The 26,712-nt window shown below is 61.7% G+C and carries 21 protein-coding genes; 15 read left to right on the forward strand and 6 right to left on the reverse strand.

Annotated features, from left to right (window positions below; genetic code table 11):
• Positions 1–2 precede the first annotated feature (2 nt).
• From ACUN0E_RS06070 to ACUN0E_RS06080, 3 genes are all read left to right on the forward strand, one after another.
• Positions 3–368, forward strand: a complete 366-nt coding sequence (locus ACUN0E_RS06070; protein WP_408240720.1) for a response regulator — start codon at positions 3–5, stop codon at positions 366–368.
• Positions 369–609: 241 nt separating this feature from the next.
• Positions 610–1,464, forward strand: a complete 855-nt coding sequence (locus ACUN0E_RS06075) for a class II glutamine amidotransferase (RefSeq protein WP_408389731.1) — start codon at positions 610–612, stop codon at positions 1,462–1,464.
• A 183-nt stretch (positions 1,465–1,647) separates the two neighbouring features.
• Positions 1,648–2,814, forward strand: coding sequence for a porin (locus ACUN0E_RS06080; RefSeq protein ID WP_445565968.1), 1,167 nt, complete (start codon positions 1,648–1,650; stop codon positions 2,812–2,814).
• 122 nt (positions 2,815–2,936) lie between these two features.
• On the opposite strand, the gene ACUN0E_RS06085 is transcribed toward ACUN0E_RS06080, so the two are convergent.
• On the reverse strand, positions 2,937–3,902 hold the full coding sequence (locus ACUN0E_RS06085; protein ID WP_408240711.1) for a LysR family transcriptional regulator: 966 nt from the start codon (positions 3,900–3,902) through the stop codon (positions 2,937–2,939).
• Between the two features lie 237 nt (positions 3,903–4,139).
• On the opposite strand from ACUN0E_RS06085, the gene ACUN0E_RS06090 reads away from it, so the two are divergent.
• The 6 genes from ACUN0E_RS06090 (at position 4,140) to ACUN0E_RS06115 (ending at position 11,707) form a co-directional block, all read left to right on the forward strand.
• Positions 4,140–5,477, forward strand: a complete 1,338-nt coding sequence (locus ACUN0E_RS06090) for an MFS transporter (protein WP_445565969.1) — start codon at positions 4,140–4,142, stop codon at positions 5,475–5,477.
• 10 nt (positions 5,478–5,487) lie between these two features.
• Positions 5,488–6,267: an SDR family NAD(P)-dependent oxidoreductase gene (locus tag ACUN0E_RS06095; RefSeq protein WP_408240705.1), complete on the forward strand. Its 780-nt coding sequence runs from the start codon at positions 5,488–5,490 to the stop codon at positions 6,265–6,267.
• 35 nt (positions 6,268–6,302) lie between these two features.
• Positions 6,303–8,030 (forward strand): dihydroxy-acid dehydratase, encoded by a 1,728-nt coding sequence (ilvD, locus tag ACUN0E_RS06100; protein ID WP_445565970.1) that lies wholly within the window; start codon positions 6,303–6,305, stop codon positions 8,028–8,030.
• On the forward strand, positions 8,027–8,956 hold the full coding sequence (locus ACUN0E_RS06105; RefSeq protein WP_445565971.1) for an NAD(P)-dependent oxidoreductase: 930 nt from the start codon (positions 8,027–8,029) through the stop codon (positions 8,954–8,956). The genes ilvD and ACUN0E_RS06105 overlap by 4 nt, the downstream gene beginning before the upstream one ends.
• 156 nt (positions 8,957–9,112) lie before the next feature.
• Positions 9,113–10,426 (forward strand): MFS transporter, encoded by a 1,314-nt coding sequence (locus ACUN0E_RS06110; RefSeq protein WP_408240696.1) that lies wholly within the window; start codon positions 9,113–9,115, stop codon positions 10,424–10,426.
• A gap of 534 nt (positions 10,427–10,960) precedes the next feature.
• Positions 10,961–11,707, forward strand: coding sequence for a winged helix-turn-helix domain-containing protein (locus ACUN0E_RS06115; protein ID WP_408240693.1), 747 nt, complete (start codon positions 10,961–10,963; stop codon positions 11,705–11,707).
• Between the two features lie 54 nt (positions 11,708–11,761).
• On the opposite strand, the gene ACUN0E_RS06120 is transcribed toward ACUN0E_RS06115, so the two are convergent.
• Both ACUN0E_RS06120 and ACUN0E_RS06125 read right to left on the reverse strand, forming a co-directional pair.
• A complete protein-coding gene (locus ACUN0E_RS06120) occupies positions 11,762–12,520 on the reverse strand; it encodes an SDR family oxidoreductase (protein WP_445565972.1) in 759 nt (252 codons plus the stop codon).
• Between the two features lie 166 nt (positions 12,521–12,686).
• Complete coding sequence (locus ACUN0E_RS06125; protein WP_445565973.1) at positions 12,687–13,649, reverse strand: GlxA family transcriptional regulator; 963 nt, start codon at positions 13,647–13,649, stop codon at positions 12,687–12,689.
• A gap of 252 nt (positions 13,650–13,901) precedes the next feature.
• On the opposite strand from ACUN0E_RS06125, the gene ACUN0E_RS06130 reads away from it, so the two are divergent.
• Together ACUN0E_RS06130 and ACUN0E_RS06135 are read left to right on the forward strand one after the other, a co-directional pair.
• On the forward strand, positions 13,902–14,540 hold the full coding sequence (locus tag ACUN0E_RS06130; protein ID WP_445565974.1) for an HD domain-containing protein: 639 nt from the start codon (positions 13,902–13,904) through the stop codon (positions 14,538–14,540).
• 266 nt (positions 14,541–14,806) lie between these two features.
• Positions 14,807–15,100, forward strand: coding sequence for a hypothetical protein (locus ACUN0E_RS06135; protein WP_097394929.1), 294 nt, complete (start codon positions 14,807–14,809; stop codon positions 15,098–15,100).
• Positions 15,101–15,154: 54 nt separating this feature from the next.
• On the opposite strand, the gene ACUN0E_RS06140 is transcribed toward ACUN0E_RS06135, so the two are convergent.
• From ACUN0E_RS06140 to ACUN0E_RS06150, 3 genes are all read right to left on the reverse strand, one after another.
• Positions 15,155–16,741 carry a Na+/H+ antiporter gene (locus ACUN0E_RS06140; RefSeq protein WP_445565975.1) on the reverse strand — a complete coding sequence of 529 codons (1,587 nt, stop codon included), beginning with the start codon at positions 16,739–16,741 and terminating at the stop codon, positions 15,155–15,157.
• 526 nt (positions 16,742–17,267) lie between these two features.
• Positions 17,268–18,817, reverse strand: a protein-coding gene (locus tag ACUN0E_RS06145; RefSeq protein ID WP_445565976.1) for an IS3 family transposase whose coding sequence is annotated in 2 segments (ribosomal slippage) — positions 17,268–18,343 and positions 18,343–18,817 — 1,551 coding nt in all. Because the reading frame shifts where the segments join, the coding sequence is not laid out codon by codon here.
• 454 nt (positions 18,818–19,271) lie between these two features.
• On the reverse strand, positions 19,272–19,997 hold the full coding sequence (locus tag ACUN0E_RS06150) for a GntR family transcriptional regulator (protein WP_445565977.1): 726 nt from the start codon (positions 19,995–19,997) through the stop codon (positions 19,272–19,274).
• Positions 19,998–20,158: 161 nt separating this feature from the next.
• On the opposite strand from ACUN0E_RS06150, the gene ACUN0E_RS06155 reads away from it, so the two are divergent.
• From ACUN0E_RS06155 to ACUN0E_RS06170, 4 genes are all read left to right on the forward strand, one after another.
• Positions 20,159–21,379 carry a pyridoxal-phosphate-dependent aminotransferase family protein gene (locus tag ACUN0E_RS06155; RefSeq protein WP_408240164.1) on the forward strand — a complete coding sequence of 407 codons (1,221 nt, stop codon included), beginning with the start codon at positions 20,159–20,161 and terminating at the stop codon, positions 21,377–21,379.
• 214 nt (positions 21,380–21,593) lie between these two features.
• Complete coding sequence (locus ACUN0E_RS06160) at positions 21,594–22,874, forward strand: MFS transporter (RefSeq protein ID WP_408389719.1); 1,281 nt, start codon at positions 21,594–21,596, stop codon at positions 22,872–22,874.
• 37 nt (positions 22,875–22,911) lie between these two features.
• A complete protein-coding gene (locus ACUN0E_RS06165; RefSeq protein ID WP_445565978.1) occupies positions 22,912–23,661 on the forward strand; it encodes a 2-keto-4-pentenoate hydratase in 750 nt (249 codons plus the stop codon).
• Between the two features lie 24 nt (positions 23,662–23,685).
• Positions 23,686–26,706, forward strand: a complete 3,021-nt coding sequence (locus ACUN0E_RS06170) for an FAD-binding and (Fe-S)-binding domain-containing protein (RefSeq protein WP_445565979.1) — start codon at positions 23,686–23,688, stop codon at positions 26,704–26,706.
• Positions 26,707–26,712 lie beyond the last annotated feature (6 nt).

A 26,712-nucleotide genomic window follows, 5' to 3' on the forward strand; every position in this document is an offset into this window, starting at 1 on the left:
ACATGTCGAAAATTCTGGTGGTGGATGACTCGAGCACGGTACGCGACGAAGTGGCCGGCTTTCTGAAGAGGAACGGTCTGGATGTCGACACGGCGGTGGACGGCAAGGACGGCCTTGCCAAACTGAAGGCCAGCCCCGGCATCAAACTGGTGATCAGCGACGTTAACATGCCGAACATGGACGGCCTGACGATGGTCGAGAAGATTCGCGGCGAACTCGCGAATACGACCGTCAACGTCATCATGCTGACGACCGAGAGCAGCCCGGCGATGAAAGAGCGCGGCAAGGCGGCAGGGGTGAAAGGCTGGATCGTCAAGCCGTTCAAGGGCGACGCGGTACTGGAAACGTTCCGCAAACTTGCAAGCTAGACATAGCACGTGTGGCGGGCCGGCCAAAGGTGAGGGTTTTCGGGAGCCCGCGCGCCGGTGATTTGCAAAGCATGATTCGCTATAACGGCGACGATTGAAACACGCTAGTCTCCCAGTGAATGTGAACGACTGGGATGACACGTGATGGCCGCGAAAACTTCAAAAAGCGCTAGCGCCGCAACCGCGGATGTCGTCACATTCCTGCATGCCCCGGCGCGATGGGTATAGGGCGGCCGCGGACATGTGCCAATTGCTCGCCCTCAGCTGCGCCGAACCCACTGACGTCAGTTTCTCGCTGACCGGCTTTGCCGCACGCGGCGGCCTCACCGACCATCACGTCGACGGCTGGGGCGTGGCGTTCTACGAAGATCGCGCTTGCCGCGTGTTCGTCGATGAGAAACCCGCGTATCAGTCGCCGGTAGCGGAGTTTCTGAGGAGCTATCCGATCAAGTCGCGCAATGTCGTCGCGCATATTCGCAAGGCGACTCAGGGCGGCGCGCGTGTGGAAAACTGCCACCCGTTCATGCGCGCGTTGCGCGGCCAGCAATGGGTGTTCGCGCATAACGGCGATCTGCAGCCGCTTGGTGAGTCAGAGCAAGGTCCGTATGCGCCGGTGGGCACGACCGATAGCGAAGCGGCGTTCTGCTTCATCATGAATCGCCTCTACGCGCATTTCGCCATGCACGCGGACACGGACGTGGACGACGTCGATGCCGTGTTCCATGTTATCGAACAGGCGACACGCACGCTGAACCCGTATGGCATTTTCAACTTCGTGCTGTCCAACGGTACGGCGCAATTCGCGTATTGCTCGACGCGTCTGTCGTACGTGATACGTCACTGGCCGTTTTCGAGCGCACGTCTCGTCGACGGCGATCTGACGGTGGATTTCGCCGAGCGTGGCACACCGGCCGATCGCACGGCGGTAATCGCCACCACGCCGCTCACCGATGAAGTATGGACCACCTGCAAGCCGGGCGATCTGCTGATGTTCCGCAGTGGCGCGCTGGTGCAGCGCGCGCATGTCCCTGTTCCCGCAAAAGTCCTCGCGACCTCGAAATACGCGCCCTCTGAATTGTCCGCCGTCCCGGCGTGACATCACGCCAATAAGCACGCCAGTAAGCACGCCAATATGCACGCCAATACGTGGCCTTAGAAGCTGCCACGCGATTGTCGCTTTCATATTCATCGAAGAATTAGTTCGTTTGCCGACGCAAATTCCTCTCGTATCGTTTCGCCAGATTTAAACAAATAGAACATTGATACGGGAACTCAAAAAATGAAACGTCTTTCTCTCCTCGCATTGCCTGCCGGTCTTCTGTTTGCTGCCGGCGCTCAGGCGCAAAGCAGCGTCACGCTGTATGGCATCGTCGATGCCGGTATCGCTTATGTGCACAACGCACAAGGCGCGAACGGCCAGAATCAGTCGTCGCTCGTGAAGTTCAGCAGCGGTAACCTGTCCGGCAGCCGTTGGGGTCTCAAGGGCACCGAAGACCTGGGCGGCGGCCTCGCCGCAGTGTTCCAGCTCGAGAACGGCTTCAACGTCGGTACGGGCGCGCTCGGTCAAGGTGGTCGCGAATTCGGCCGCAAGGCGGTGGTCGGCTTGTCGAGCAGTACGTGGGGGACGGTCACGGCGGGACGTCAATACGATCCGATCGTGGATCTGGTTCAAGGCCTCACGGAAGACAACTACTTCGGCGGCGTGTTCGCCACGCCCGGCGACCTCGACAATTACGACAACAGTCTGCGCGTGAGCAACTCGGTCAAGTATGTGAGCCCGGTGTTCGCAGGCTTCCAGGTGGAAGCGTTGTACGGCGTGGGCGGTGTGGCCGGCGCAACCGGCAACGGTCAGACGTACAGCTTCGGCGCGGGCTATGCGAATGGCCCGCTGTCGCTCGGCGCAGGCTACTTCTACGCGAATGGCGGCAACACGACCACGGCGAATGTGCGCACGTGGACCAGCAGTTCCGATTCGCTGTTCAACACCGTGATCAATGCGGGCTTTGCGAGTGCGAAGTCGATTCAGATCGTACGCGTCGGCGGACAGTACGTAATCGGCGCGGCAACCATTGGCGCGGCTTACTCGAACACGCAGTACGCGAACGATGCGTTCTCCGCATTCCGCGACACGGCCAGGTTCAACAACGGTTCGTTGTTCTTCAACTATCAGATCACCTCGGCCCTGCGCGCCGGCGTGGGCTATAACTACACGTCGCTCACCGGCCCGAGCTCGGCGCACTACAACCAGGTCAACCTCGGTGCGGATTACGCGCTGTCGAAGCGCACTGAACTGTACGCGCTGGCGGGCTACCAGAAGGCGAGCGGCAACACACTGAACGCGAGCGGCAAGGTGGTGAGCGCGCAAGCCTCGATCGGCAGTTACGGCGTCAATTCAGGGACGAACAGCCAGGAATTGGCGATCGTGGGTATTCGCCACAAGTTCTGATTGTCTGGTTGAACGGGCCGGCTGCCTTGACGGCGGCCGGCTTTCCGAATGCCTTCAAGAAACGCAAAGGTGAGAACATTCGGGAGCTGGCGAGCAATCAGCGACACGTGAGTCCACATGCATCATTCCGCCTCACCATCCAGCAATTCCGACGACGACTCCCTCAAGCACTCGCTGAACAGATCTGCCGCCGGCGCGGAGGTATCCGCGCGCCACACCAGCACCACTTCACCTAGCGGTTCGAGCGGCGCGAGCGGCAGCACGCGCATGCGTCCACGGCTCACGTGATGCCGCGCGACCGACAGCGGCAGGATCGACACGAAATCTCCCCCGATCAGCAGCGACAGATTCAATGTCAACGAACTCGATTCGACCGCGCCGCGATCGAGCGGGATACCTTGTCCGGCGAGCGTCTCTGCCAGCGTCGCGAAAGCGGGCGAACCCCGCAGCGGCGTAATCCAGCGCGCCGCGCGCAGATCGTTCCAGCTCACCGGCATATCCACCTTGCCGAGTGGATGGCTCGCGCCCACTACGAACACGAACGGCTCGCGATGCAACGTCTGCTGGCGCAACAAGCCCTGATTGTCGGCGAGCCGGTTACGGCCTAAGGCGAGATCGAGCTCGCCTTCGTCTAGCATCTTGATCAGCTTGTCGAGCGTCGCTTCCACGAACGACAGGGTCGCCGACGGCGCGCGCCGCATGAACAGTTCGACCGCATGCGCGATCAGCGGCTGCGGAATCGTCACGACCGCGCCGAAGCGCACGTGACCGGCCGTGCCGGTGGTCAGCGCGCTGACGTCACGGCGCGCCAGTTCGATGTGTCGCAGGACTTCCCGGCCACGTGCGGCCATCACCTTGCCGATGCTGGTCAACTCGACCGCATTGCCGACCCGTCGGGCGACCGGCACGCCGAGCGCCTCCTCGATTTCACCGATCTGCTTCGAAATGGCTGGCTGTGTGACGTGGAAGGCGGCCGCAACCCGCGTCACCTGTCCGAGCTCCGCGAGACTCGCCAGGATGCGCAGATGCGGCAGCTTCAGGCCGCTGCGGAAGAAGCGGTCGATCGCGTCGTTTTCGGTCGTTGCCATCTGTGTTTACCCGGCTGACATAACTAAATGGTAATGACTTTCGCCAAAACAGTGATTTGCGGTGTGGCGCTCAATCCGGCTAATCTCCCATATCGGCAGGATGATAGAGCGTGAAGTGGGTGGATCGAGCATAGCAGCTACGCATCGATCATATGACTCAGGGTATAACCGGAGTCGCTCCACGCGCCGCATTGCCGCGACCACAGCGCGCATTCAAGCGCGCGGAAGGAGACAAGCATGAGCACCCCTCTATACGGCGGCGCCGAGCGGCCCGCAGTGCCCAATAAACCAGCGGAACCCGCGGAATCCGCAGAACGCATGGCGCTGTATCGCAAGCTCGCGTGGCGCATCGTGCCGTTCCTGTTTCTCGCGTTCATCGTTGCGTATATCGATCGTGTGAACGTGAGCTTCGCCAAGTTGCAGATGCTCACCGATCTCTCGTTGAGCGAGACCGTGTACGGCGCGGGCGCAGGTATCTTCTTTCTTGGCTATTTCATCTTTGAAGTGCCGAGCAACCTCATCTTGCATCGCGTCGGCGCACGCATCTGGATCGCGCGGATCATGGTCACGTGGTCGATCGTCTCGTGTCTGACCATGTTCGCGAGCGGCGCAACCTCGTTCTACGTATTGCGCTTTCTGCTCGGCGTTGCCGAAGCGGGTTTCTTTCCCGGCATCGTGCTGTATCTGTCGACGTGGTTTCCGTCGAACAGACGCTCACAGATCATCGCGCTGTTCATGGCCGCGATTCCGGTGTCGGGTGCGATCGGCGGTCCGGTGTCGGGCTGGATCATGCAGCAACTGGCTGGCGTGCATGGACTCGCCGGCTGGAAGTGGCTGTTCCTGATCGAGGGGATCGCCTCGCTGGTGGTCGGCGTCGCCGCATTTTTCGTCCTGCACGACCGCATCGAGTCGGTGAGCTGGCTGAACAAAGAGGAAAAGGCGCTGCTCGCGCTCGACCTCGAAGCCGACGCGCAAACGCGTGCTCATCAAACGGTGCGGGGCGCGTTCACCAATCCGAAAGTGTGGCTGCTCGGCATGCTGTACTTCTGCATTGCCATGGGCAACTACGGCCTGGTCTTCTGGCTGCCGACCATGATCCGCGCGAGCGGTGTGGTGAGCGTGGCGAATATCGGTTTGCTGTCGGCGGTGCCGTCGCTGATCAGCGCGGTTGCGATGATCCTGATCGCGCGTCACGCCGACAAGCACGACGAGCGGCGCAAACACGTAGCCGTGTGTGCGGTGCTGGGTGCCATAGGCATGCTGGCTTCAGTGCTGCTCGGTCAACACGTATGGCTCTCGATGGCGGCGCTGGTGGTTGCGGCGATCGGCATCAACTCGATTGCGCCGGTGTTCTGGGGTATTCCGACCGCGCTGATGGGCGGCGTGGGTGCGGCGGCGGCCATCGCGGTGATCAATTGCACCGGCAATCTGGCGGGCTTCGTGAGCCCCTACGTGATCGGATTTCTGAAGGACACGACCGGTACCTTGCTGCCCGGCATGATCGTGCTTGCCTGCGCGCTGGTGCTGGCTGCGGTGATCGTGCTGGCAATGCCGGCCACACGCAAAGCAGCATAAGGAGAGCAGGATGACGCAGCAGGTTTGTATGGTCACCGGCGCGGCCACCGGCATCGGCGCCGCGACCGCGTTGCGCTTTGCGGGCGCGGGTTGGGCGGTGGCGATCGGTAACTTCGACGACAGCACGCGCGAAGCGGCGTTGGCTGTCGAAGCGCAATGCAGACAGCTCGGCGCTGAAACGCTGGTGTTCGACGTCGACGTGGGTTCCGACGCCGCGTGTGTGAAAGCGGTCGATGCGGTGGCCTCGAAGTGGCAGCGCATCGACGCGCTGATCAACTGCGCCGGCACGACGCGCTTCATCCCGCACGGCGATCTGGCCGCCGTCGACGATATGGAGTTCGAGCGCGTGTATCGCGTGAATCTGATCGGCATGTTCCAGATGACGCGCGCCGCGGTGCCGGTGTTGCGCGATTCGTCGAACGCTTCGCACAGCACGGCGGTGATCAATATCTCGTCGCTGGCCTCATTGAACGGCACGGGCTCTTCCATTGCGTACGCGGCTTCGAAGGGTGCGGTCAATACGCTGACCCTCTCGCTTGCCCGCAATCTCGCGCCGCATATCCGTGTAAATGCACTGGCGCCTGGCATGGTGGACGACGGCTTGCCGCGTCGCGTGCTGGGCGAAGAGGCGTACGCGAAGATCGTCGACAGCATGACGAATGTCGCGCCGCTCAAGCGTGTGTCGCAGCCCGGTGAGATCGCCGACCTTGCCTGGTTTATCGTCGCGCATGCGCCTTCGATGACCGGCCAGGTGATCGCCGCCGAGAACGGCATGTTGCTGAACGGCTGAACGCACAGCATACGGACACGTACAGGAAAAAAACCATGAGCAATCTCCACAAACACCGCTCGCGCACCGTCACTGAAGGCATCACGCGCACGCCGCATCGCGCGTTCCTGCGGGCGACCGGCATGGACGACGCGGCGATCGAAAAGCCCTTCGTTGCGATTGTCGATACGTTCGGCGAAAACACGCCATGCTCGATGTCGCTGGCGGCTGTTTCCGACAACGTGCGCCTCGGCGTCGCGGCGGGCGGCGGCGTGCCGATTCGCGGCTCGGCGATCTCGGTGTCGGACGGCACCTCGATGAATCATTCGGGCATGCGTTTTAGCCTTGTGTCACGCGAGATCATCGCGGACAGCGTCGAGGTTTTCGTGCGAGCGCATTGCTATGACGCGTTCGTCGGCGTGGCCGGTTGTGACAAAACGCTGCCCGGCATTCTGATGGGCATGGTGCGCGTAAACGTGCCGGGCGTATTTCTGTTCGGCGGCGCGATGTTGCCCGGCATCGCACCGGACGGCACGCAAGCCACCATCCTCACGGCGATCGAAGCGGTCGGCGCGGCACAACGCGGCGACATGTCGCTTGAAACCTTGCGCGGCATCGAGAAACGTTGCACGCCGGGTGCGGGTTCTTGCCCTGGACAATTCACCGCGAACACGATGGCGATGGTCGCCGAAACGCTCGGTCTCGCGCCGCTCGGCTCGGCGATGGTACCTGCGGTATATAGCGAGCGCATTGCGATTGCGCGCCGTGCGGGTGAAACGGTCATGAACACGCTGAAAAACGGCGGTCCGCTGCCGCGCGATCTGGTCACGCGCAAGAGCCTGGAAAACGCGTGCGCGGCAGTGGCCGCCACCGGCGGTTCGACCAACGCGGCGCTGCACATTCCCGCGATCGCGCACGAAGCAGGTATCCGCTTTACGTTGGACGATGTGTCCGAGGTGCTGGCCCGCACGCCGTTGATCGGCGATCTGCAGCCGGGCGGCAAGTATCTCGCGCTGGATCTGTATCACGTTGGCGGTGTGCCGGTGGTACTGAATGCGCTGCTCGCGGGCGGCTTCCTGCATGGCGACACGTTGACGCAAACCGGCGAAACGCTCGAAACCGCATTGAAGGCGTTCGCGGGTCCGGATGGCCGCGTCGTCCGTCCGCATAACGAACCGCTGAGCGAGAACGCGGGGCTGGTGGTGTTGCGCGGCAATCTCGCACCGGATGGCGCGTGTCTGAAAACCGCGGGTTTGAAGTCCCTGGTTTTCAGCGGCACTGCGCGCGTGTTCGAGACCGAAGAGGCGTGCATGTCGGTGGTGTCGAAGCGGACCTATCAGGAAGGCGACGTGCTCGTGATCCGCAACGAAGGGCCGAAGGGCGGCCCTGGCATGCGCGAGATGCTGAGCGTGACGGCGGCGATCTACGGTCAGGGGATGGGTGAAAAAGTTGCGCTGCTGACCGACGGACGCTTCTCTGGCGCGACGCGCGGTATGTGCATTGGCTATGTCGGACCGGAAGCGGCAGCAGGCGGGCCGATTCGCTTGCTCAGAGACGGCGACCGGATTCATATCGACGCGCACAAAGGCACGCTCGACGTCGAATTGAGCGGCGAAGAACTCGCGCGGCGCGCCAAGGAGGCCGTGCCGTTCACACGGGGACGTCTCGGCGGTGTACTGGAGAAATACGAAGCGTTAGTGTGGCCGGCGAATCTCGGCGCGGTGACTCACTCGGGCGCCGTGGAGTGGCCGTATGAGGCGTCGATCGGTGAGGATGAGGCATGAGCGTCACCCTCGCGCTGGACGCGTCACGCGTCGGTTTCTGCGGCATCGGCAAGATGGGCGAGCCGATGGCCTGGCGGTTGCTCGCGGCCGGACACGCGCTGCGGGTGTGGAATCGATCGTCGGCGAAACTGGCGGCGCTGGCAGCAGAGGGCTGTGTCGTCAGCGACTCGCCGGGGCAACTGGCCGGGACGAGCGATGTGGTGATGCTGTGTCTCGGCGATGGGCGTGCCGTTGAAGAAGTGGTCTTCGGTGAACAGGGGCTTGCTTATGCCGCCGCCGCGCCGCGCTTTCTGATCGACCATTCGACCATCGCCCCCACCGAAACCCGGCGCTTTGCCCAGCGTTGGCACGAACTGACTGGCGGCGCGTGGATCGACGCGCCCGTGTCCGGTGGTACAGCAGGCGCGGCGGCGGGCACGCTTGCGATCATGTGCGGCGGCAGTGCGAACGACATCGCCGCGGTCGAACCGCTGCTGCGCGCCTATGCTTCGCGTGTCACGCGCATGGGCGCCACCGGCGCGGGACAAGCGACCAAGCTCGCGAACCAGGCGATTGTCGTGACGACCATCGCGGGCATTGCTGAAGCCTGCGTTCTAGCTCAGCGCGCCGGCATCGACGCCGCTGCGATACCGGCCGCGTTGCAAGGCGGCTGGGCCGATTCGGTGCTGCTGCAAACCTTGATGCCGCGGATGTTGACGCCACCGTCGAGTCCGTCGGGCACGATCAGAACGATGCTGAAGGACCTCGACGCGGTGGCGGAGTTGGCGCACGAGGCTAACGCGCCGCTGCGCGCCGTCGGCGAGGTGCGCAAGCTTTTGCAGGAAGCGGTCGATCGGGGACTCGGCGATGAAGACATCTCGCAGATCGTCCAGGTCCTGCGCGATCAACGCACGGCGCATGAGCGGGAAGTCAACAACGCGGGCTAAGCAGCAAGCGTAAGCGCCGCTTATATCGCCTGACACAAGGCAGACGCGGCTGATAGAAGCGCAATGAAAAAGGCGCAACGGCAACGGCAACGGCAACGGCAATCGCAACGCGGCGAACATGGCAATGAGCCATGCCGGGTCGCGCAGGAGACAATCATGTCCAGTCTTGAATCCGCCAGATTTTCGGAAGAAGCCCCGGCGCGGCTTACGCGCTCGCAGTGGCGCATGATCATCCTCGCGAGTCTTGGCGGCGCGCTCGAGTTCTACGATTTCGTCGTCTACGGCATTTTCGCGCAGTTTATCGGTCGCGCGTTTTTTCCAATGCGCGATCCGATTGTCGGCTTGATGCTGTCATTCGCCGTGTTTGCGATCGGCTATCTCTCGCGGCCGGTAGGCGGTATCGTGCTGAGCTATTTCGGCGACCGGTACGGACGTCGGCGCGTGTTCATCGTGTCGGTGATCGTCGTGTCGATGTGCACCATCGGCATGGGTATCGTGCCGACCTACGCGACGTGGGGCATCAGCGCCACCCTGCTGATGATCCTGCTGCGTCTCCTGCAAGGTTTTTGCCTCGGTGGAGAGTTGCCCGGTTCGATTACCTACGTGGTCGAAACGGTGCCGCGGCGTGCGGGACTTGTGTGCGGCATTGTGTTCTTCTGCGTGAACTCTGGCGTGTTGCTGGCGGCGGCCGTCAATCTCTCGGTGCACAGTTTTTTGAGTGGCGACGATGTCGCGGCATACGGCTGGCGCATTGCGTTCCTGTTCGGTGGCGCAATCGGCTTGCTGAGTTTCTGGCTGCGCCGCAAACTCGAAGAAACGCCGGCGTTCGCAGAGATGAAGCATCTCGCTGCGAAGCATCCGCTCGCAGAACTGTTGCGCGAGCACTGGCGGCCTGTGCTGCTCGGCATTGGCACGACAGCCGTGGTTGCCGCTTTCAACGGCTTGCTGTTCGCGCACATGCCGGCTTACCTCGATCGCGTGTTGCACTACGACCCGCGCCGCGTGGCGATCGGGCAGAACGTCGGTCTCGCGGTGGTGTCGACGGGCATTCTGCTATCCGGCTGGCTCGGCGACAAACTGCCGAGGCGCTTTGTGCTGCGTTTCGGCTCACTGCTCCTGATGGTGCTGAGCTATCCGTTCTATCTGGCAGCAAGCCACCATACGATCGATGTCGTGCTGCTGCTCGCATTGGCCGGTGTGGCCGCGTGCCTTGCCAACGGCACGTTCGCCTGCATCATTGCCGACATGTTTCCGACCCGCGTGCGTTTCAGCGGCGTCGCGTTGACGTTCAATGTCAGCTTCACCGTATTTAGCGGCACCGCGCCGTTGATCGCCACGTGGCTGATTTCGTCGACGGGTAATGTTGCCGCGCCTGGGTATTTCATGGCGGCGTGCGCTGCGCTCTCGCTGGTCGCGAGCTTCGGATTGAAAGCGGTGAGCGGCAAGATCGATTCGCACTCGACACACTGATGCCGTTCAACGGCTGGTGCCGTTGTTCGGCGCCGTCGTCCTTGCGACGATTTGGGCAAGCCCGAAAGTGCACCGCTCCCCGCCGCGCGGAGTGACTGACACGCACCGCCTCTTACCTGGGTATGCAGATTACTCGACCCTCTCCAAAGGTGAGGGTTTGCGGGAGTAGCCTGTTCGGGAACACCGGTTCCCCGCCCAGCATGCCTTTGCGGCCTGCCCCCAAACCCTTGAGGTGAGCGTTTTCGGGAGTCACCCAATGGGTACTTCGCACCGAACCCCAATCGCTCCGTGCCAAAGGTGAGACTTTTCGGGAGCCGATCCGCGCATCGTACCGTGACATTGCGAGCCGTCCCTTATCACGTTCCGTGTTGAAAGAGTTGGGAAGAAATTGCCAACCTTGGGGGCTGTTCCCCGTTTTGAGAACACCCGCATACAGGGAAGATGGCGACGCGGACGACAAGCGGTCAGCGGATTAGCTATTCCCGCAAGCCATCGCCTGTCTCTGAAAACCGATCGTCTCCTGGAATCAGTTGGATGAGTCAGCACATTCTTTTTGTAGGCGCCGACGCCGGCTTAACGGCCGTAGTGGGCGAATCTTTACGCGGGCAGGGCTGCGGTGTGTCCGCACGTCCGCATTGCGCCGGACTGAAGCACGTGGTCGAGATGGAACGGCCGGCGTTGCTGGTGCTCGACATCTCAGCACCACACGGTGATGGCCTTGCCGTATTGCGCGACTTGCGCATGAGCAGCAATGACGTGCCGGTGATTTTGCTGTCGGCGAGCAGCAAGGCGATAGATCGTGTGATTGGTCTTGAGCTCGGTGCCGACGATTTTATGAGCAAGCCCGCCGACCCTGCCGAACTGCTCGCCCGTATTCGCGTATTGCTGCGCCGGCGCGGCGCGCTTGCGCCAGGCGCGCCGGAAACGCGGCCGCCGTATCGCTTCGGACGTTGCGAGCTGAACTTCTCCGCGCGCGAATTGCGCCGCGATAACGAGCATTTCGCGCTGCGCAGTTCCGAGTTCGCATTGCTGAAAATCTTCGTCAATCACGCGATGACCGTACTCACGCGTGTGCAACTCAACGAGAAATTACGCGGCAATAGCGTGCTGCATCAAGGACGCAGCCTCGACGTATCGATCTGGCGGCTGCGGCGGTTGATCGAGATCGATCCTTCCGAGCCACGCTATGTTCAGACAGTGTGGGGGCGTGGCTATGTGTTCGTGCCGCACGGCGAAATTGGGGCGGCCGAGCGCGGCGCGATGGTCGCGCCCGGCGTGTGAGCATCGGCGTTTCAGCCGAAAGGTGAGGTTTTACGGGAGCGTGGCGCTCGCGAGTCAGGCCTGTTTCGCGACCTCGCGAATATCGGCCACCGGCGTTTGCCCGAATGCATCGCTGAAGGCGTAATCGAGCAACTGGGTGGCGCATTGTTCCGGTGTCGACAGTTGGCCGTTGCGTTTGAGGTCTTCGAATTTTTCGCGCATCGGGAACTGCTCGGTGCCGCTGCCGCGAATTTCCGCCTGCATATTCGTATCGATGACGCCCGGCGCCAGGCTGCAAATACGCAGCGCACGATTCGCGTCGAGTGCAACGGCGCGTGCGTGATGATCGAGTGCGGCCTTGGTCGCGCAGTAGATGCTCCAGCCGGGATAGGCGTTGCGCGCCGCGCCGCTCGAAATATGCATGATGCGCCGATCGGTCGCGTCGACGCTGGCTGCGGCGAGCGCGCTCGCCAGCATCAACGGCGTGGCCACATTCAGACTCACGGCGGTCGCGATGTCCGTGGCGTCCTGGCCTTCGATCGGACCGATTGGCTGAACCATACCCGCATTGTTGATCAGCAATACGCTTTGCGCGCCGCTGACGAAGCTGCGCAGTGCAGCGGTTGCGATCCATTGGGCGACGCGCGAGGGATCGGCAAGCTCAAGTTCGATTTCTTCGAGCAGTGCCGGGAAGCGCTCTTTGAGTGTGGCGTGACGCGAGCGGGACAAACCTAGCACCGCGACGCCGCGCGCCAGCAGTTGTTCAGCAAGGGATGCGCCGAGGCCGCGAGTGTGGCCGGTCACGATCGCGCGGATCGGAGAAGAAGTGGACATGTCGTTCCTGGTGATCGTTGGCTTGAGAAGACCGTCATTTTCTCACGCTATATCGGATGCTTGCAGCGGCGCCATGCTTCAAGCCGTATTCCGGTGGCGTTCCAGTCGTGCTCATGTCGCGCGTTTATACCGCTGTCGCCGCCTTCATATCCTGTTCATGTCGCCTTCAGGTAGAGCGAAAGCGCTCGCGATATTGCATCGGCGTGACGCCGATCCGTTTCGTGAAGACAATGCGCATCCGGTCGGCAGTGCCGAAACCGCAGTCGTAGGCAATCGTCTTGAGCGCTGCGCTGCTGCTTTCCAGCAACTTGCGCGCCGCATCCACGCGTGCACGTTCGACGAATTCGTGTGGCGTCACCTTGGTTTCCTGCACGAACACGCGGGCGAAATTCCGTGCGCTCATTCCCGCGACATCCGCCAGTTGTTTGACCGTGAAGCTTTCGCGAATCCGCTCCATTACGTGCGCCTGCACTTTGGCGACCGGCGAGGTCTCGTCGGCTGACGCGGTCAGGTAGGGGCTGAACTGCGATTGGCCGCCTTGTCGCTGTGCAAACACCACCAATCGCTTGGCGACCGCGAGCGCCGTGTGCGGCCCGTGATCTTCGGCGACCAACGCGAGCGACAGATCGATGCCGGCCGTCACGCCCGCTGACGTGACCAGATTGCCGTCGCGCAGATAGATCCGGTCGAAATCGACACGTGCCTGCGGAAATTGCTCGGCGAGTTGCGCCGCGTGCTGCCAGTGCGTGGTGACATTGCGCGCGTCGAGCAGTCCCGCGTGGCCGAGCGCGAATGCGCCGGTGCAGATCGAGCCATAACGCTCGCATTGCGTGGCGGCTTGCGACAACCACTCCAGCAAACGTGTGTCGGGCGCGGCATCGTCGGGCAGCGCGGGGCCGCCCGCCACCAGCGCAAGGTCGAACGGGCGGCGCGCTTTCCCGAAAGTGGCATCGGCGGTCAGCATCATGCCGTTGGACGCACGCAGCGAACCCGGCTCCGCGCTGAGCAGCGTGACCTTATAGCGATCCGGCGGCGCGATGAACCGGTTGGCTTCGGAGAACACATCGACCGGACCGGCGACGTCGAGCGCCTGCACACCAGGAAAGATCGCGATTGCGACGGTAGGCATCGAATGACTTCCTTTGACGATGGACGGAGCCCGCAATCCGCGGCTGTCAACGTGGTGCGTTTGGCAGTGTTCGACGGTGCACGGCGATTGCTTGCGACAGCGCGCTGACCAATACTGGACTTCATCGGATGCGCTGCTTAATCAGTCAGAAACGCGGTCAGAAAGCGCATCGCGGACCAGCATACCAAACGCGCCATCGGCTCACAAAGATCGCGCGCCCGGTTCATTCAAGTCTTTCATGGAGTACTTTGCATGACCACGATCGCAGGCATCCAGATTCCCGACAGCATGATGGCGCGCGAAGCGACGCAACTCGTACGCGATACCGAAACCGAACTGCTGTATCACCATTCGCGCCGGGTGTTCCTGTTCGGTTCTCTGGCCGGCGCGCGCAAGCAACTCAAATACGATGCAGAGCTGCTGTACATCGGCGCGATGTTTCATGACATGGGGCTCGTCGCGCCGCATAGCAGCGAGCATGATCGCTTCGAGGTGGACGGTGCGAACGCGGCGCGTGATTTTTTGCAGCGCCATGGCATCGGCGAAGACGATATCGAGCAGGTGTGGAACTCGATCGCGCTGCACACCACGCCTGGGATTCCGCAATATATGAAGCCGGTGGTCGCGCTGGTCACCGCGGGCGTGGAGATGGACGTACTGGGCCTCGCTTACGATGAGTTCAGCGAGCAGCAACGCCATGAGGTTACGCATGCGCATCCGCGCGGCGCGCATTTCAAGGAAGGCATCATCGATGCATTCGCACACGGGACGATCCACAAACCGGAGACGACCTTCGGCAACGTGAAGGCGGACGTGTTGGCGCTGAAAGACCCGCATTACCATCGTGAGAACTTTTGCACGATGATTCTCGGGTCGGCGTGGAGAGACTAATTAGTCGGCGTGCCGCGGCGAAAATGACAGCCGCACAGAAGAAAAAAACCGTCGGTGCAATTTTCATCCAGCATGTCATTTCCAGTCAGCGTTTGCGACTAAACCCATGAAACACCCGGTCGATCGTGTGCTGCGGTCGGTCCCGGGTGTTGCATCCAGACCCGTCATGTGCCGCGGATCGACCGCGGCCTGTCTGTCTGAGCGTTTGAACGTCGCCTATGTAGCCGATTTTGAAACCCGGCTACTCACTTGAGACTGGAGATGACATGAAATCGATTCGAGCTGTAATGATGTGTAGCCTGTTGCCACTCGCGCTTTTAGCGGGCTCCGTACAGGCACAGGGAATAGGGCGCGCCGGCACGTATCTGATGCCGCCGAACTACGGCATGATGATGGACAAGCTGACACCTGAACAGCGTACTCAGGCCATCGGTATCGAGCAGAAAATGATGCAGATGGAAATGGAGTATCAGGACACGATGGCGCAGATGGAGATGAAGCATGCGCATGAAATGATGCAAATGCAAAATCAGCTGCTGGATATTTTCAAAGGCCATTGACGCTCACCGCAGTTCGACCGGTTCGCGTGTCGACTCACTTCAGACGCGGCCCGGTCATCCTCGGCCATGCAACGCGGCGATCTCCTGCAAATCGAGATCTCGCTCCAGTTCGGTTAGCAGTTCATCATGAATCATCCCTGACCGATGCATCCGCAACAACTCGCTGCGACCGGCTGCCACGGCGGCGAGCACAACGTCGTAATGCGCGACGCGAACGTCGGCAGGATATTCCGTCACATGCTGGTAGGTTTCCGTCATCTGCGCTCGATAGCTATATTGCTCCAGCAGGCGCGGATGAATCACTTGTCCCTGGGCGTCGTGCACAAGCGGTTGGATCGCGGCAAGTTGAGCCGCTTCGAGTCTTGCCCACGCCTGAGGCTCGGTCAAATGCTGCTCGTTGCGCTCCTTCACGCTATCCAGTTTGACCCAGCGAATCAGCGCGCCGATCGTGGTCCCTTGCCCGAGCACGGTCACGAGAATCACCGCGAACGACGCGACCAGAATCAGATCGCGCCCCGGCATCGCCTCAGGCAACGAGAGCGCGATCGCCAGCGTCACCACGCCACGCATGCCGGCCCAACTCGTCACTGCTGACGAGCGCCAGTCGAGCGCAATGTTTGCGCGCCGCATCAGCTTGCACACGAGTCCCTTCAACCATTCGACGGCGAAGACCCACACGAAGCGCGACAGCACGACGGCTGCGATCACTGCGCCGACAGCGGGTGCAAACGCGTTCAACGTATCGCCGACGCCGCCTAGTCGCACGATCACGCCGCGCAGCGATAGTCCGATCAGAAGGAACACGAGCGCTTCCATCAGGAAGATCAAGACTTGCCAGAAAGCCGTGCCGCGCATGCGCACCGAGGCAGAGAAAATTTCATGCTGATGCCAGCCCAACACCATCCCGCAACTGACGGTCGCGATGACGCCCGAGACGTCCAGCATGTCGCCTGCGATGTAGCTGATCCACGGAGAGAGTGCAGATGCGGTGATGATGAGATAGGCGTCGTCGAGGTAGCGCAGCAGCTTGACGACCACGAAGCCGATTGCGATGCCCACCGCCACGCCACCCAGGCCGAGCACGGCAAACTGCCCGGCCGCGTGTTGAGCGCTGAACGTGCCGGTCAGCGCAGCCGCGACGGCGAAGCGGACCAGCACGATGCCGGCGGCATCGTTGAGGAGGCTTTCGCCTTCGAGGAGCACCATCAACCGGCGCGGCAGCGCGACGCGTTCCAGTACAGCCTTCGCGGCGATGGCGTCGGGCGGCGAGACGATCGCGCCCAGCGCGAAGCACGCGCTCCACGGTAAGGCCGGCACGACCCAATGCACAACCAGGCCGACCGCGAGGGTCGTAAAGACGACGGCGCCGATTGCGAGCAGCAGGATGCCGCCGAGGTTGCGCTTGAATTCGTCCCATACGGAGAAGTAGGCGCCGTCCATGAGGAGCGGCGGCAGGAACACGACCAGGACCAGCTCGGGATCGAGGTTGATGCGAGGGAGTCCAGGCACGAAGGCCATCGCGGCGCCGCCGACCAGAAGCGCCGCGGCCGGCGGGAGTCGTAGCCGCTTGGCGAGCAGTTGGAGGCCGATCATCGCGCCGAGCGACAGCAGGACGAGTTTGAAGGCCATGACGGTGGACATGCGGGAGCCTCGTTCAGTGGCAAAGCGTGGGAGTTTCTTTTTATCACATGACTGGGCTTGTGCCTGCGGCTGAGCCGGTGGGAGATACGCGTGCAGCATCAAGGACTTGACTGGGCTGTGCGCGAGTTGTCCACAGGCTTGATCACAAATTATGTGGACAACTGGAGAGTGAGGTTGTTGCGATTTGGGCGGCGGCGCTGTTGTCTGGTTTTTTGGGCGCGCCTGGCCGCAGGGGTTGAGCGATGCTTACTCGTGAGCCGCTAGAGGATACTTCTGTTGCTTCAACAACTTGGTTGGGATGTGGGCGGGTTGTCCACAGGTTTGCCAACAATTTGTGGGGACAAGTTTTTTGGGTGCTCGGCGCTTTGTTTGGCTGTTGGTCTGTGGTGTTGGCCTTTCCTTGATCTGGCTTCTTTGGCCTTTCCTTGAATTGTTCTTGGTCTATTAGCGTTCGCCCCTGTGCGGGGCAGGCACTTACTTTCTTTGCCGCCGCCGGTGTGTGTCAAGGTAGTTGTCGCATGAACCGTTACGCTGCGTGCTTATACATTTTGGCCGACGCGTGAGTTCGCTCCGGGTTCAGATAGACCGAGTCTGCCAGGTGCCAGTTGCGGATGGCACCTGACCAGCGTGCGGGGTTCTGCCTGCGCGCGTCTTCGTACAGCGCACACCGGCGGGCCAGCAGATCGTTGGCTTCGCCGCGATGCCGTTGCCCCGGACTGACATACTTCAGGCCGCTGTGACAGTGCTCTTCGTTGTACCACTGGACGAAGCGCTGCACCCATGCGCGGGCCGCCTCCAGCGTGTCGAACGGCTGCTCAGGCCATAACGGGCAGTACTTGGCCGTACGGAACAGTGACTCGGCAAAGGCGTTGTCGTTGCTCACACGCGGCCGGCTGAACGAAGGCTGCACGCCCAGATCGATCATGGCCGCGCGCATCGTGGCGCCTTTCATTGCACTGCCGTTATCCGAGTGCAGCACCAGCGGACGCCCGGCGATACCTTCACGCAAACATCCCTTGTTCAGCAACTCGCTCGCGTGCTCAGCCGACTCCTGCTCCCACACCTCGTTCATCACCAGTTTGCGGCTGTAGATGTCCTTCATCATGTACCAGTAAAAGTACCGGCCCCTGACCGTGCCCGGCATCCACGTGATATCCCAGCACCACACCTGGTTCGGACCATCGGCACAATGCGTCGTAAGCGTGCGTCGTTGCGGGGCTCGCGCGCGGCCCCGGCGCTGGCCCTGTCCTGCTGCTTTCAGTATCCGGTAGAACGTCGATTCGCAAGCCAGATAAATCCCTTCATCCGCCAGCTTCGGCACGATCTGGTGCGGCGTCAGACTCGCGTAGCCCGGACGGTTGGCCGCATCGAGCACGGCCTGACGTTCTGCCTCACTCAGCCTGTTGGGCGGCGCTGCACGCTTCACCTGAGCGCGCCCGTCCTGCGGCGACAGGCGCCAGCGCTGGACGCTGCGCACGCTGAGTCCCAACTGCTCGCATGCACGCGCACGGCGTGCCCCCTGCTGTACGGCTTCATCGATCAGCTGCATGGCTTCTTCACGATCCGGGCGGCTGATCAGTCGTCCTCTTCCTTGCCCCAGATCGCTTCGGCTTTTTTTCGCAGGTTCAGCAATGCCGCCGCCTCCGCACGGGCCGCGTCAGCGCGTTTGAGCTGGCGCTCCAGTTCACGGATGCGCTTTTGCGCAGCCTTCGCCTCGTTGCGCCGGGCCGCCGTGGGCTTCGTTTCAGGCACCGCGTTGGCCTGCTCGCACGCCTCGCGCCACTGCCGGATCTGCTCCGGATAAATGCCTTTACTGCGGCAGTATTGTGAGGTCTCGATCTCGTTGAGCGACGCCGTCTCCAGCACCGCCCTGAACTTCCCGGCGCTTGACCACTGATCGCCCGTTTTGCCATTGCCCGGCATGAATTTCCCTGTATCTCTTGCATGCTGCCGCCAGGTCCGCAGCGTCACCGTGGTGATGCCCGTCGCCCCCGCCAGCTCGATGACCGCACGATTGAACGGCGGCATCATCTGCTGGATTACCCACTCCCGGGTTTCCGCTGAATAGCGTTTCATCTTCCATTCGCTGCCCGCCCCCCATCTTTACATCAATCGGTTCGGGTGAGGCGACAACTAGCCTGACATGGAGGGCCGCAAAGAAAGATAAGCAAAGAAAGCGGCTCACCCCGCTAATTCTTAAGCGGGTCCCCCGCACAGCTACGGTAGTGGCACATCTGGAATCTGTGTTCTCGCACATTCGGCCGTGATGACAAAGGGCTCATCAGCTCCCACTCCGCACTGCGTGCGTCGCGGATGGATCTGCCAGGGAAACCTGGGGCTTCGTTGAAGTACGGTGGGAGCCATCGGCTTCGCCTCGGCGGCAAAGAAAGTAAGTGCCGCCCCGCACAGGGGCGAACGCTAATAGACCACTAACAATTCAAGGAAAGGCCAAAGACCAAAAAAACCAGATCAAGGAAAGCCCAACGCCGCAGGCAAACAGCGCAAACAAAGCGCCGGGCATCCAAAAAACTTATGCCTTCAACACCGAACCCGCCACCTCCTCTCGCGATTGCACCTGCAAAACCGCATCCCGCTTGTCGAGCAAATGTTGCCGAAGAATTGCACTGAGCTTCTTCCCATCCCGCGCCTCGAGCGCCTTCAACATCTCATCGTGATCGTGAATCGCGCTATCCCACTTAGGGATCTGAAAATTCGACCGAAACCGCAGCGCCTGCAGTCGTCGATTAACAGCGACATAAGTCTGCCGCAGTGCTGAATTCCTCGCCGCCTCATTGATCTTGTCGTGAATCGCCTGGTTGCGGCTGTAGTACCCAGCCAGATCGTTCTGCGTCCGGCAAGCCAGCATCGCGTAATGCAACGCCTTGATCTCGGCAAGCTCCGCAGCCGTCATCCGCTCCGCTGCCAACTCGCCAGAAAAAGCCTCAAGACCACTCATCAATTCAAAGGTCTCGCGCAACTCCGCTTCCGACATCTTCGACACCGACGCGCCCCGGTTCGGCGAAATCTCGATCAGCCCTTCGGCGGCCAGCACCTTCAGCGCCTCCCGCAACGGCGTGCGCGAAATCCCAAGCGTCTCGCATAACTCGCGCTCGTTCAGTTTCTTGCCCGGTTCAAGTACCCCTTCAACGATAAAGCGGCGAATGTGCTCCACCACCGTGTCGTGCAAGCGCTGACGCTCGACCTTCGGCATCAGTGGGGAAGCGGTCACACCCGCATCGAAATCCGAATTTTGCATACAAAAACCCTCAACTTCGTGTTAGCGAGATTCTATCGGAAGCTCAAAGATTAGTTAAGAGCACGGGTAAACACCGGTGTCAGCAAGCAATTTTGGTCTTGGGGGCGTCACAGTTCCTCTGATATAGTTTTTTGAATGCAAAATTCAATCGGAGGAGCCCAATGCTCAAGCTAGACTTTCACCCCGCTGGCCGTCACTTCCTGCAGATCCCGGGTCCGAGCCCGGTGCCCGATCGCATTCTCCGTGCGATGAGCTACCCCACCATCGATCACCGCGGCCCCGAGTTCGGCGAACTCGGTCTGAAGGTGCTCGAAGGCATCAAGAAAATCTTCAAGACGCAACAACCGGTGGTGATCTATCCGGCCTCCGGCACCGGCGCATGGGAAGCGGCGCTGTCGAACACGCTGAGCCCCGGCGACAACGTGTTGATGTTCGAAACCGGTCACTTCGCGACGTTGTGGAAAAAGATGGCGGAAAGTCTTGGGCTGAAGCCGGAGTTCCTTGGCCTGCCTGGCATCGAAGGCTGGCGGCGTGGGGTTCAGCCGCAAATGATTGAGGAGCGTCTGCGCGCCGACACGCAGCACGCGATCAAGGCGGTGTGCGTCGTGCATAACGAAACCTCCACGGGTGTCACCTCGGATATCGCTGCCGTGCGCCGCGCGATCGACGCCGCCGGCCACCCGGCGCTGCTGCTGGTCGACACGATCTCGGGCCTCGCCTGCGCCGACTATCGCCATGACGAATGGGGCGTCGACGTTACCGTCTCGGGCTCGCAAAAGGGTTTGATGCTGCCGCCAGGGATCAGCTTCAACGCGATCTCGCCGAAGGCGTTCGCCGCCAGCAAGCAGGCCAGGCTGCCGCGCAGCTTCTGGGACTGGACCGACATCGTCGAGATGAACAAGACCGGCTACTGGCCGTACACGCCGAACACGAACCTGCTGTACGGGCTCAATGAGGCGCTGGAGATGATTCTCGGCGAAGGGCTCGACAACGTGTTCGCCCGTCACGAGCGTCTTGCTGAAGCCACCCGTCGGGCGGTCCGCGCGTGGGGTCTGGAGATCCAGTGCGCGGATCCCGCTGTGTATAGCCCGGTGCTGACCGGCGTGATGATGCCCGAGGGCATCGACGCCGACGCGGTGCGCAAGGTCATCTACGAACGCTTCGATATGTCGCTCGGTACTGGCCTCGGCAAGATGAAAGGCCGCATGTTCCGCATCGGCCACCTCGGTGACTGCAACGACCTGATGCTGCTGGCGACGCTCGCCGGCTGCGAAATGGGTCTGCGGCTCGCGGGCGTACCGCTCAAGGAAAGCGGCCTGCCTGCCGCTATGGAGTGGTTGAGCCAGCCGACGCAAGCCTCAGGGATGAAAGCAGCGGCTTGAGCGCTTCAGCGCGTCGATGCCTCAGCGCAACGGCGAGCCACAGCGTAACAGCGCATCTCGCAGCAAGGGAAGGCGGGGAGTACTTCCCTCAAGAGGCCGCGCATAGAACGCGGCTCATGAACAACATGCGATGTTCCCGCGGCATATGTCGCCGGGCGACGACGCAGCGCGCCATTCCAGGCGCGCCGTCGATAGACTGCAATGGAGAGAGACGATGAAGCGGTTTCGTGTGAGCAGTGCGACCAGTATCGTTCTAGTGATGCTATGCATCATGTACTTCATCACTTACCTGGACCGCGTCAACGTCAGCACCGCGGCAGCAGGTTTCGGCAAAGAGTTCGGCCTCTCCCATACGGAAGTGGGCCTGGTGTTTTCCGCCTTTGCCTATCCGTATCTGATTTTTCAGATCATCGGTGGCTGGGTCAGTGACCGCTTCGGTGCGAAACGCACGCTGATTTTCTGCGGCGCGATCTGGGGCGTCGCGACTTTGCTGACCGGCCTCGCCGGTGGCCTGGTTTCGTTGCTGGCCGCGCGCGTGCTGCTTGGTTTCGGCGAAGGCGCCACGTTTCCCGCCGCCACATCCGCGATGGCGCGCTGGGTCGCGAAAGAAAAGCGCGGCTTCGCGCAGGGCATCACCCACGCGGCATCGCGTATCGGCAATGCGGTTGCGCCCGGCTTGATCGTGCTGGTGATGGCGACCTGGGGTTGGCGCGAATCGTTCTATATCTGCGGCGTGTTCAGCCTGCTGTGGGTGGCGGTGTGGTCGTTCACGTTCACCGAACATCCGAAAGATCATCCGCGTATCACGACCGAGGAACTCGAAGTCTTGCCCGCGCCGAAGGCGAAAGTGGCCGGTGTGCCGTGGGGAAAACTGTTTCGCCGCATGTGGCCGGTGACGATCGTGTACTTCTGCTACGGCTGGACATTGTGGCTGTTCCTTAGCTGGATTCCGCAGTACTTCCTGCACAGCTACCACCTGCAACTGCAAAAGTCGGCGATCTTCGCATCAGTCGTGTTCTTTGCCGGTGTGATCGGCGACACGCTCGGCGGTATCGTGACCGACTGGATCTTCACGCGGACCCGCAGCCTGAAGCGTGCGCGAAGCTGGATGGTGTCGGTGTGCATGTTCTTTTGTCTGCTCTCCCTGATTCCGCTGATGTTCACGCACGACCTGTATTTGTCGATGGCGTGTCTCGCGTCAGGCTTCTTCTTCGCCGAAATGACGATCGGCCCGATGTGGGCGATCCCGATGGATATCGCGCCGGAATACTCGGGCACCGCGAGCGGCATGATGAACACCGGCTCGGCACTGGCCGCGATCATCTCGCCGGTGGTCGGCGGATTTCTGATCGACTACTTCGGTAGCTGGGAGTTGCCGTTCGTCGGCAGCATGCTGTTGATGGCGATTGGCGTGGTGCTCGCGTTCCGTATGCAGCCCGAAAGCAAATTCGAGCTCGACGCGGCCGACGCGCACGTTACAACAGTGGGTGTGTAAGCCAGATGCACCGTTCCCTCTCTTCGCCTTCAAAGAAATGACAACACCATTGAGTCAACGTCTTGCCAAGGCGCGCCGCGATCATCTGACGCTCGATGCGTTGCCGCCGGAGCAAACGCCCGCAGACGGCGTGGCTGCCTACGCGATCCAGCACGACATCCTGCGCATACTGGACGCGCCGATTGGCGGCTGGAAGATTGGTGCGAAATCCGACAGCGGCCCGATCCAGGGCGCACCATTGCCTGCGCGCGATCTGCACGCAGACGGCGCACGGTTGCCACGCGAAGCCTTCGCGCCGCTCGGGCTCGAGTTGGAGATCGCATTCCGCTTCGGCCGCCGCTTCGAGCCTTCCACGACACCCTATAGCGAAGCCGAAGTGCACGCGGGCATCGGCTCGATTGGCGCGACCATCGAAATCGTGGCGAGCCGTTATGCAGCGTGGCCCAAGGTCGACAAGCTCGCCCAACTCGCGGACTTGCAGAATCACGGTGCGCTGATCGTCGGTGAATTTACGCCGTATCGCGAGGACTTTCCGTTTGTGGCGCCGTCGGCACGTTTCAGCTTTGAAGGGCACGACGTGGTGGAAGCGACGCCTGCCAATCCGGCGGGTGATCCGCGACGCCTGCTGACATGGCTCGTCAATCACGCCACGTCGCGCGGCATCGCGATCACGCCGGAGATGGTCGTCACCACCGGTTCGTACACCGGCATGTTTTTTCCGCAGAGCGCGGGCACGGCGAGCGGGCGCATTGAAGGGCTCGCACCGATCAGTCTGACGCTGTACTAGCCCGTTTTCTTATAGGCCGACGATATGTCGAACCCCACTTCCGCTTTACTCGTCAAGCCGATTCATCTTGTTCCGTCCGCCGCGCGCCTGACGACACCGCTCGCGCAGCATCTGCGCAAGTCGTTGCGCGGCGACGTGCTGTTCGATGCGGCGAGCCGCGGCCGTTATGCAACCGATGCGTCGATCTATCAGATCACACCGATCGGCGTAGTGGTGCCGCGCGATCAGGACGACCTGCGCATCGCATTGGAAATTGCGCGAAGTGAGAAGGTACCGTTACTCGCGCGCGGCGCGGGCACGAGCCAATGCGGCCAGACCGTCGGCGAGGCGCTGGTGATCGACACCAGCAAGTGGCTGAACAACATCGTCGCGTTCGATGCAAACGCGCTCACGGTGACTGTTGAGCCGGGCGTCGTGCTGGATCATCTGAACGCATGGTTGAAGCCTCACGGCCTGTGGTTTCCTGTCGATGTCTCGACGGCGGCGCAATGCACGATCGGCGGAATGGCCGGCAACAACTCGTGCGGCTCGCGCTCGATCGAATACGGCAATATGGTGCACAACGTCGACGCGATCGACGCCATTCTCGTCGACGGCAGCGAAGCACGTTTCGCGTCGTTGCGCGAGACGCCGCAAGGCGCGCGCTTGCAGCAGATAGTGGAGGGCGTCAAGCGGATCGCTGAGCGGGAGCATGATGAAATCGTCGAACGCATACCCAAGGTGCTGCGGCGCGTAGCAGGCTACAACATCGACATGTTCGATTGCCAGAACCCGCGCGCCTATACCGACGACGGTATGGCGAATCTCGCGCATCTGCTGGTCGGTTCGGAAGGCACGCTGGCGTTCAGCCGGCAACTGACGCTGAAGCTCGCACCGCTGCCCGCGCATAAGACGCTTGGCGTGGTCAACTTCCCGACTTTCTGGCAGTCGATGGATCTCACGCAACACATCGTCAAGCTGAAACCGGTGGCCGTGGAACTGGTCGATCGCACCATGATTGATCTGGCGATGAGCAATCCTGCCTTCCGGCCGGTGATCGAGAAGGCATTGGTCGGTGAGCCGCAAGCGATCCTGCTGGTGGAATTCGCGGGCGATGACCGTGACCAGCAACTTGCGTCGCTCAAGCAGCTTACTGAGTTGATGGCTGATCTGGGCTTGCCCGATTCAGTCGTCGCGATGCCTGCCGCGAGCGAACAGAAGGCGCTGTGGGAAGTCCGCAAAGCCGGACTGAACATCATGATGAGCATGAAGGGCGACGGCAAGCCGGTCTCCTTCATCGAAGATTGCGCGGTGCCGCTCGAGCACCTGGCGGAATACACGAGCCGGCTGACTGAAGTGTTCCACCGCAACGGCACCGAAGGCACCTGGTATGCGCATGCGAGTGTCGGCACGTTGCACGTGCGGCCGATTCTCGATATGCGGCGCGACGGCGCGGTGAAAATGCGCGCCATCGCCGAAGAAGCGGCGGCGTTGGTGCGTGAATACAAGGGTGCGTATTCCGGTGAACACGGCGACGGTTTGTGCCGGGGCGAATGGGTCGCGTGGCAATACGGGCCGCGTCTGAACCAGGCGTTCGCCGAGATCAAGACGCTGTTCGATCCGGACAATCGCTTCAATCCTGACAAGATCGTGCGTCCGCCGAAAATGGACGACGCGCGTAATTTCCGCTTTGCGCCGGGCTACAAAGCGCACCGGATCGAGACCGCGCTCGACTGGTCCGCGTGGAACGTCGAACGCGATCCGCTGACGGGGCAGGAGACGCTGCCAGGCAGCGGCAACGATCTGTCGGGCGGTCTCGCGAAGGCGGTCGAGATGTGCAACAACAACGGCCATTGCCGCAAGTTCGACGCGGGCACCATGTGCCCGAGTTATCGCGTGACGAAGGATGAGCAACATGTGACGCGGGGACGCGCGAACACGTTGCGTCTGGCAATCTCCGGGCAACTCGGCGAAGCAGGACTCGCCAGCGACGAGGTCAAGGACACGCTCGACCTGTGCGTGTCGTGCAAGGGCTGTAAGCGCGATTGCCCGACGGGCGTCGACATGGCGAAGTTCAAGATCGAGGCGCGGGCGGCGCGCGTCAAACGGCACGGGCTGCGTCTGCGTGACAGACTCGTGGCCTTCATGCCGCGCTATGCGGCAACCGCGAGCCGTGTGCCGGGCTTGATGGTGCTGGCCGACAACGTGCCGGTGTTGTCAGCGTGGTTCAAGCGGTCGGTGGGTTTCGCGCCCGAACGTGCGTTGCCACGCTTCAAGAAATCGTTTCTGTCCAACGCAGTGACGACCCGGCCGGCCCAAGGTGGCGCGCTGAAAGAAGTGCTGTTGTTCGTCGATACGTTCAACAACAACATGGAACCTGAAAACGCGCGCGCCGCGCAGCAAGTACTGGAGGCGGCCGGTTACACAGTGCACTTCAATACGCGTCAGGGCGAGCGCCCGGTGTGTTGCGGCCGTACCTTCCTCGCGGCCGGATTGGTCGATGAAGCGAAGCAGGAAGCGCGGCGCATGCTCGATCTGTTCAAGCCGTTTGTGGAGCGTGGGGTGCCGATCGTCGGGTTGGAGCCGTCGTGTTTGCTGTCGTTGCGCGACGAGTTTTTGCACTATGGCTTCGGCGAGGAAGCACAGCGGCTTTCGAAGCAGGCGTTTCTGTTCGAAGAGTTTCTGGTGCGCGAGGAAAAAGCCGGGCGTTTGCAGCTTGCGTTGAAGCCGTTGGGCAAGGAGCAGGCGCTCGTTCACGGCCACTGCCATCAAAAAGCCTTCGACGCGTTCACGCCGGTGCAAACCGTGCTGAACTGGATTCCTGATTTGAAGGTGTCGACGGTGGAGTCGTCGTGCTGCGGGATGGCGGGCAGCTTTGGCTACGAAGCCGAGCATTACGCCACATCGCAGGCGATGGCGGAACTGTCATTGCTGCCCGCGGTGCGCAAGATTGACGGCAATACGGTGATGGTCGCGGATGGCACGAGTTGCCGGCATCAGATTTACGACGGCGCGGGCGTCGACGCAATCCATGTGGCGCGTGTGCTGGCAATGGCTTTGCAGTGAGGGCGC

It is taken from the genome of Paraburkholderia sp. D1E (assembly GCF_052682275.1).

Bases quoted from the DNA above. Each gene is read 5' to 3' on its own strand.
- ACUN0E_RS06070 (WP_408240720.1), top strand. From the start codon at position 3: ATGTCGAAAATTCTGGTGGTGGATGACTCGAGCACGGTACGCGACGAA.
- ACUN0E_RS06075 (WP_408389731.1), top strand. From the start codon at position 610: ATGTGCCAATTGCTCGCCCTCAGCTGCGCCGAACCCACTGACGTCAGT.
- ACUN0E_RS06080 (WP_445565968.1), top strand. From the start codon at position 1,648: ATGAAACGTCTTTCTCTCCTCGCATTGCCTGCCGGTCTTCTGTTTGCT.
- ACUN0E_RS06085 (WP_408240711.1), bottom strand. From the start codon at position 3,902: ATGGCAACGACCGAAAACGACGCGATCGACCGCTTCTTCCGCAGCGGC.
- ACUN0E_RS06090 (WP_445565969.1), top strand. From the start codon at position 4,140: ATGAGCACCCCTCTATACGGCGGCGCCGAGCGGCCCGCAGTGCCCAAT.
- ACUN0E_RS06095 (WP_408240705.1), top strand. From the start codon at position 5,488: ATGACGCAGCAGGTTTGTATGGTCACCGGCGCGGCCACCGGCATCGGC.
- ilvD (WP_445565970.1), top strand. From the start codon at position 6,303: ATGAGCAATCTCCACAAACACCGCTCGCGCACCGTCACTGAAGGCATC.
- ACUN0E_RS06105 (WP_445565971.1), top strand. From the start codon at position 8,027: ATGAGCGTCACCCTCGCGCTGGACGCGTCACGCGTCGGTTTCTGCGGC.
- ACUN0E_RS06110 (WP_408240696.1), top strand. From the start codon at position 9,113: ATGTCCAGTCTTGAATCCGCCAGATTTTCGGAAGAAGCCCCGGCGCGG.
- ACUN0E_RS06115 (WP_408240693.1), top strand. From the start codon at position 10,961: ATGAGTCAGCACATTCTTTTTGTAGGCGCCGACGCCGGCTTAACGGCC.
- ACUN0E_RS06120 (WP_445565972.1), bottom strand. From the start codon at position 12,520: ATGTCCACTTCTTCTCCGATCCGCGCGATCGTGACCGGCCACACTCGC.
- ACUN0E_RS06125 (WP_445565973.1), bottom strand. From the start codon at position 13,649: ATGCCTACCGTCGCAATCGCGATCTTTCCTGGTGTGCAGGCGCTCGAC.
- ACUN0E_RS06130 (WP_445565974.1), top strand. From the start codon at position 13,902: ATGACCACGATCGCAGGCATCCAGATTCCCGACAGCATGATGGCGCGC.
- ACUN0E_RS06135 (WP_097394929.1), top strand. From the start codon at position 14,807: ATGAAATCGATTCGAGCTGTAATGATGTGTAGCCTGTTGCCACTCGCG.
- ACUN0E_RS06140 (WP_445565975.1), bottom strand. From the start codon at position 16,741: ATGTCCACCGTCATGGCCTTCAAACTCGTCCTGCTGTCGCTCGGCGCG.
- ACUN0E_RS06150 (WP_445565977.1), bottom strand. From the start codon at position 19,997: ATGCAAAATTCGGATTTCGATGCGGGTGTGACCGCTTCCCCACTGATG.
- ACUN0E_RS06155 (WP_408240164.1), top strand. From the start codon at position 20,159: ATGCTCAAGCTAGACTTTCACCCCGCTGGCCGTCACTTCCTGCAGATC.
- ACUN0E_RS06160 (WP_408389719.1), top strand. From the start codon at position 21,594: ATGAAGCGGTTTCGTGTGAGCAGTGCGACCAGTATCGTTCTAGTGATG.
- ACUN0E_RS06165 (WP_445565978.1), top strand. From the start codon at position 22,912: ATGACAACACCATTGAGTCAACGTCTTGCCAAGGCGCGCCGCGATCAT.
- ACUN0E_RS06170 (WP_445565979.1), top strand. From the start codon at position 23,686: ATGTCGAACCCCACTTCCGCTTTACTCGTCAAGCCGATTCATCTTGTT.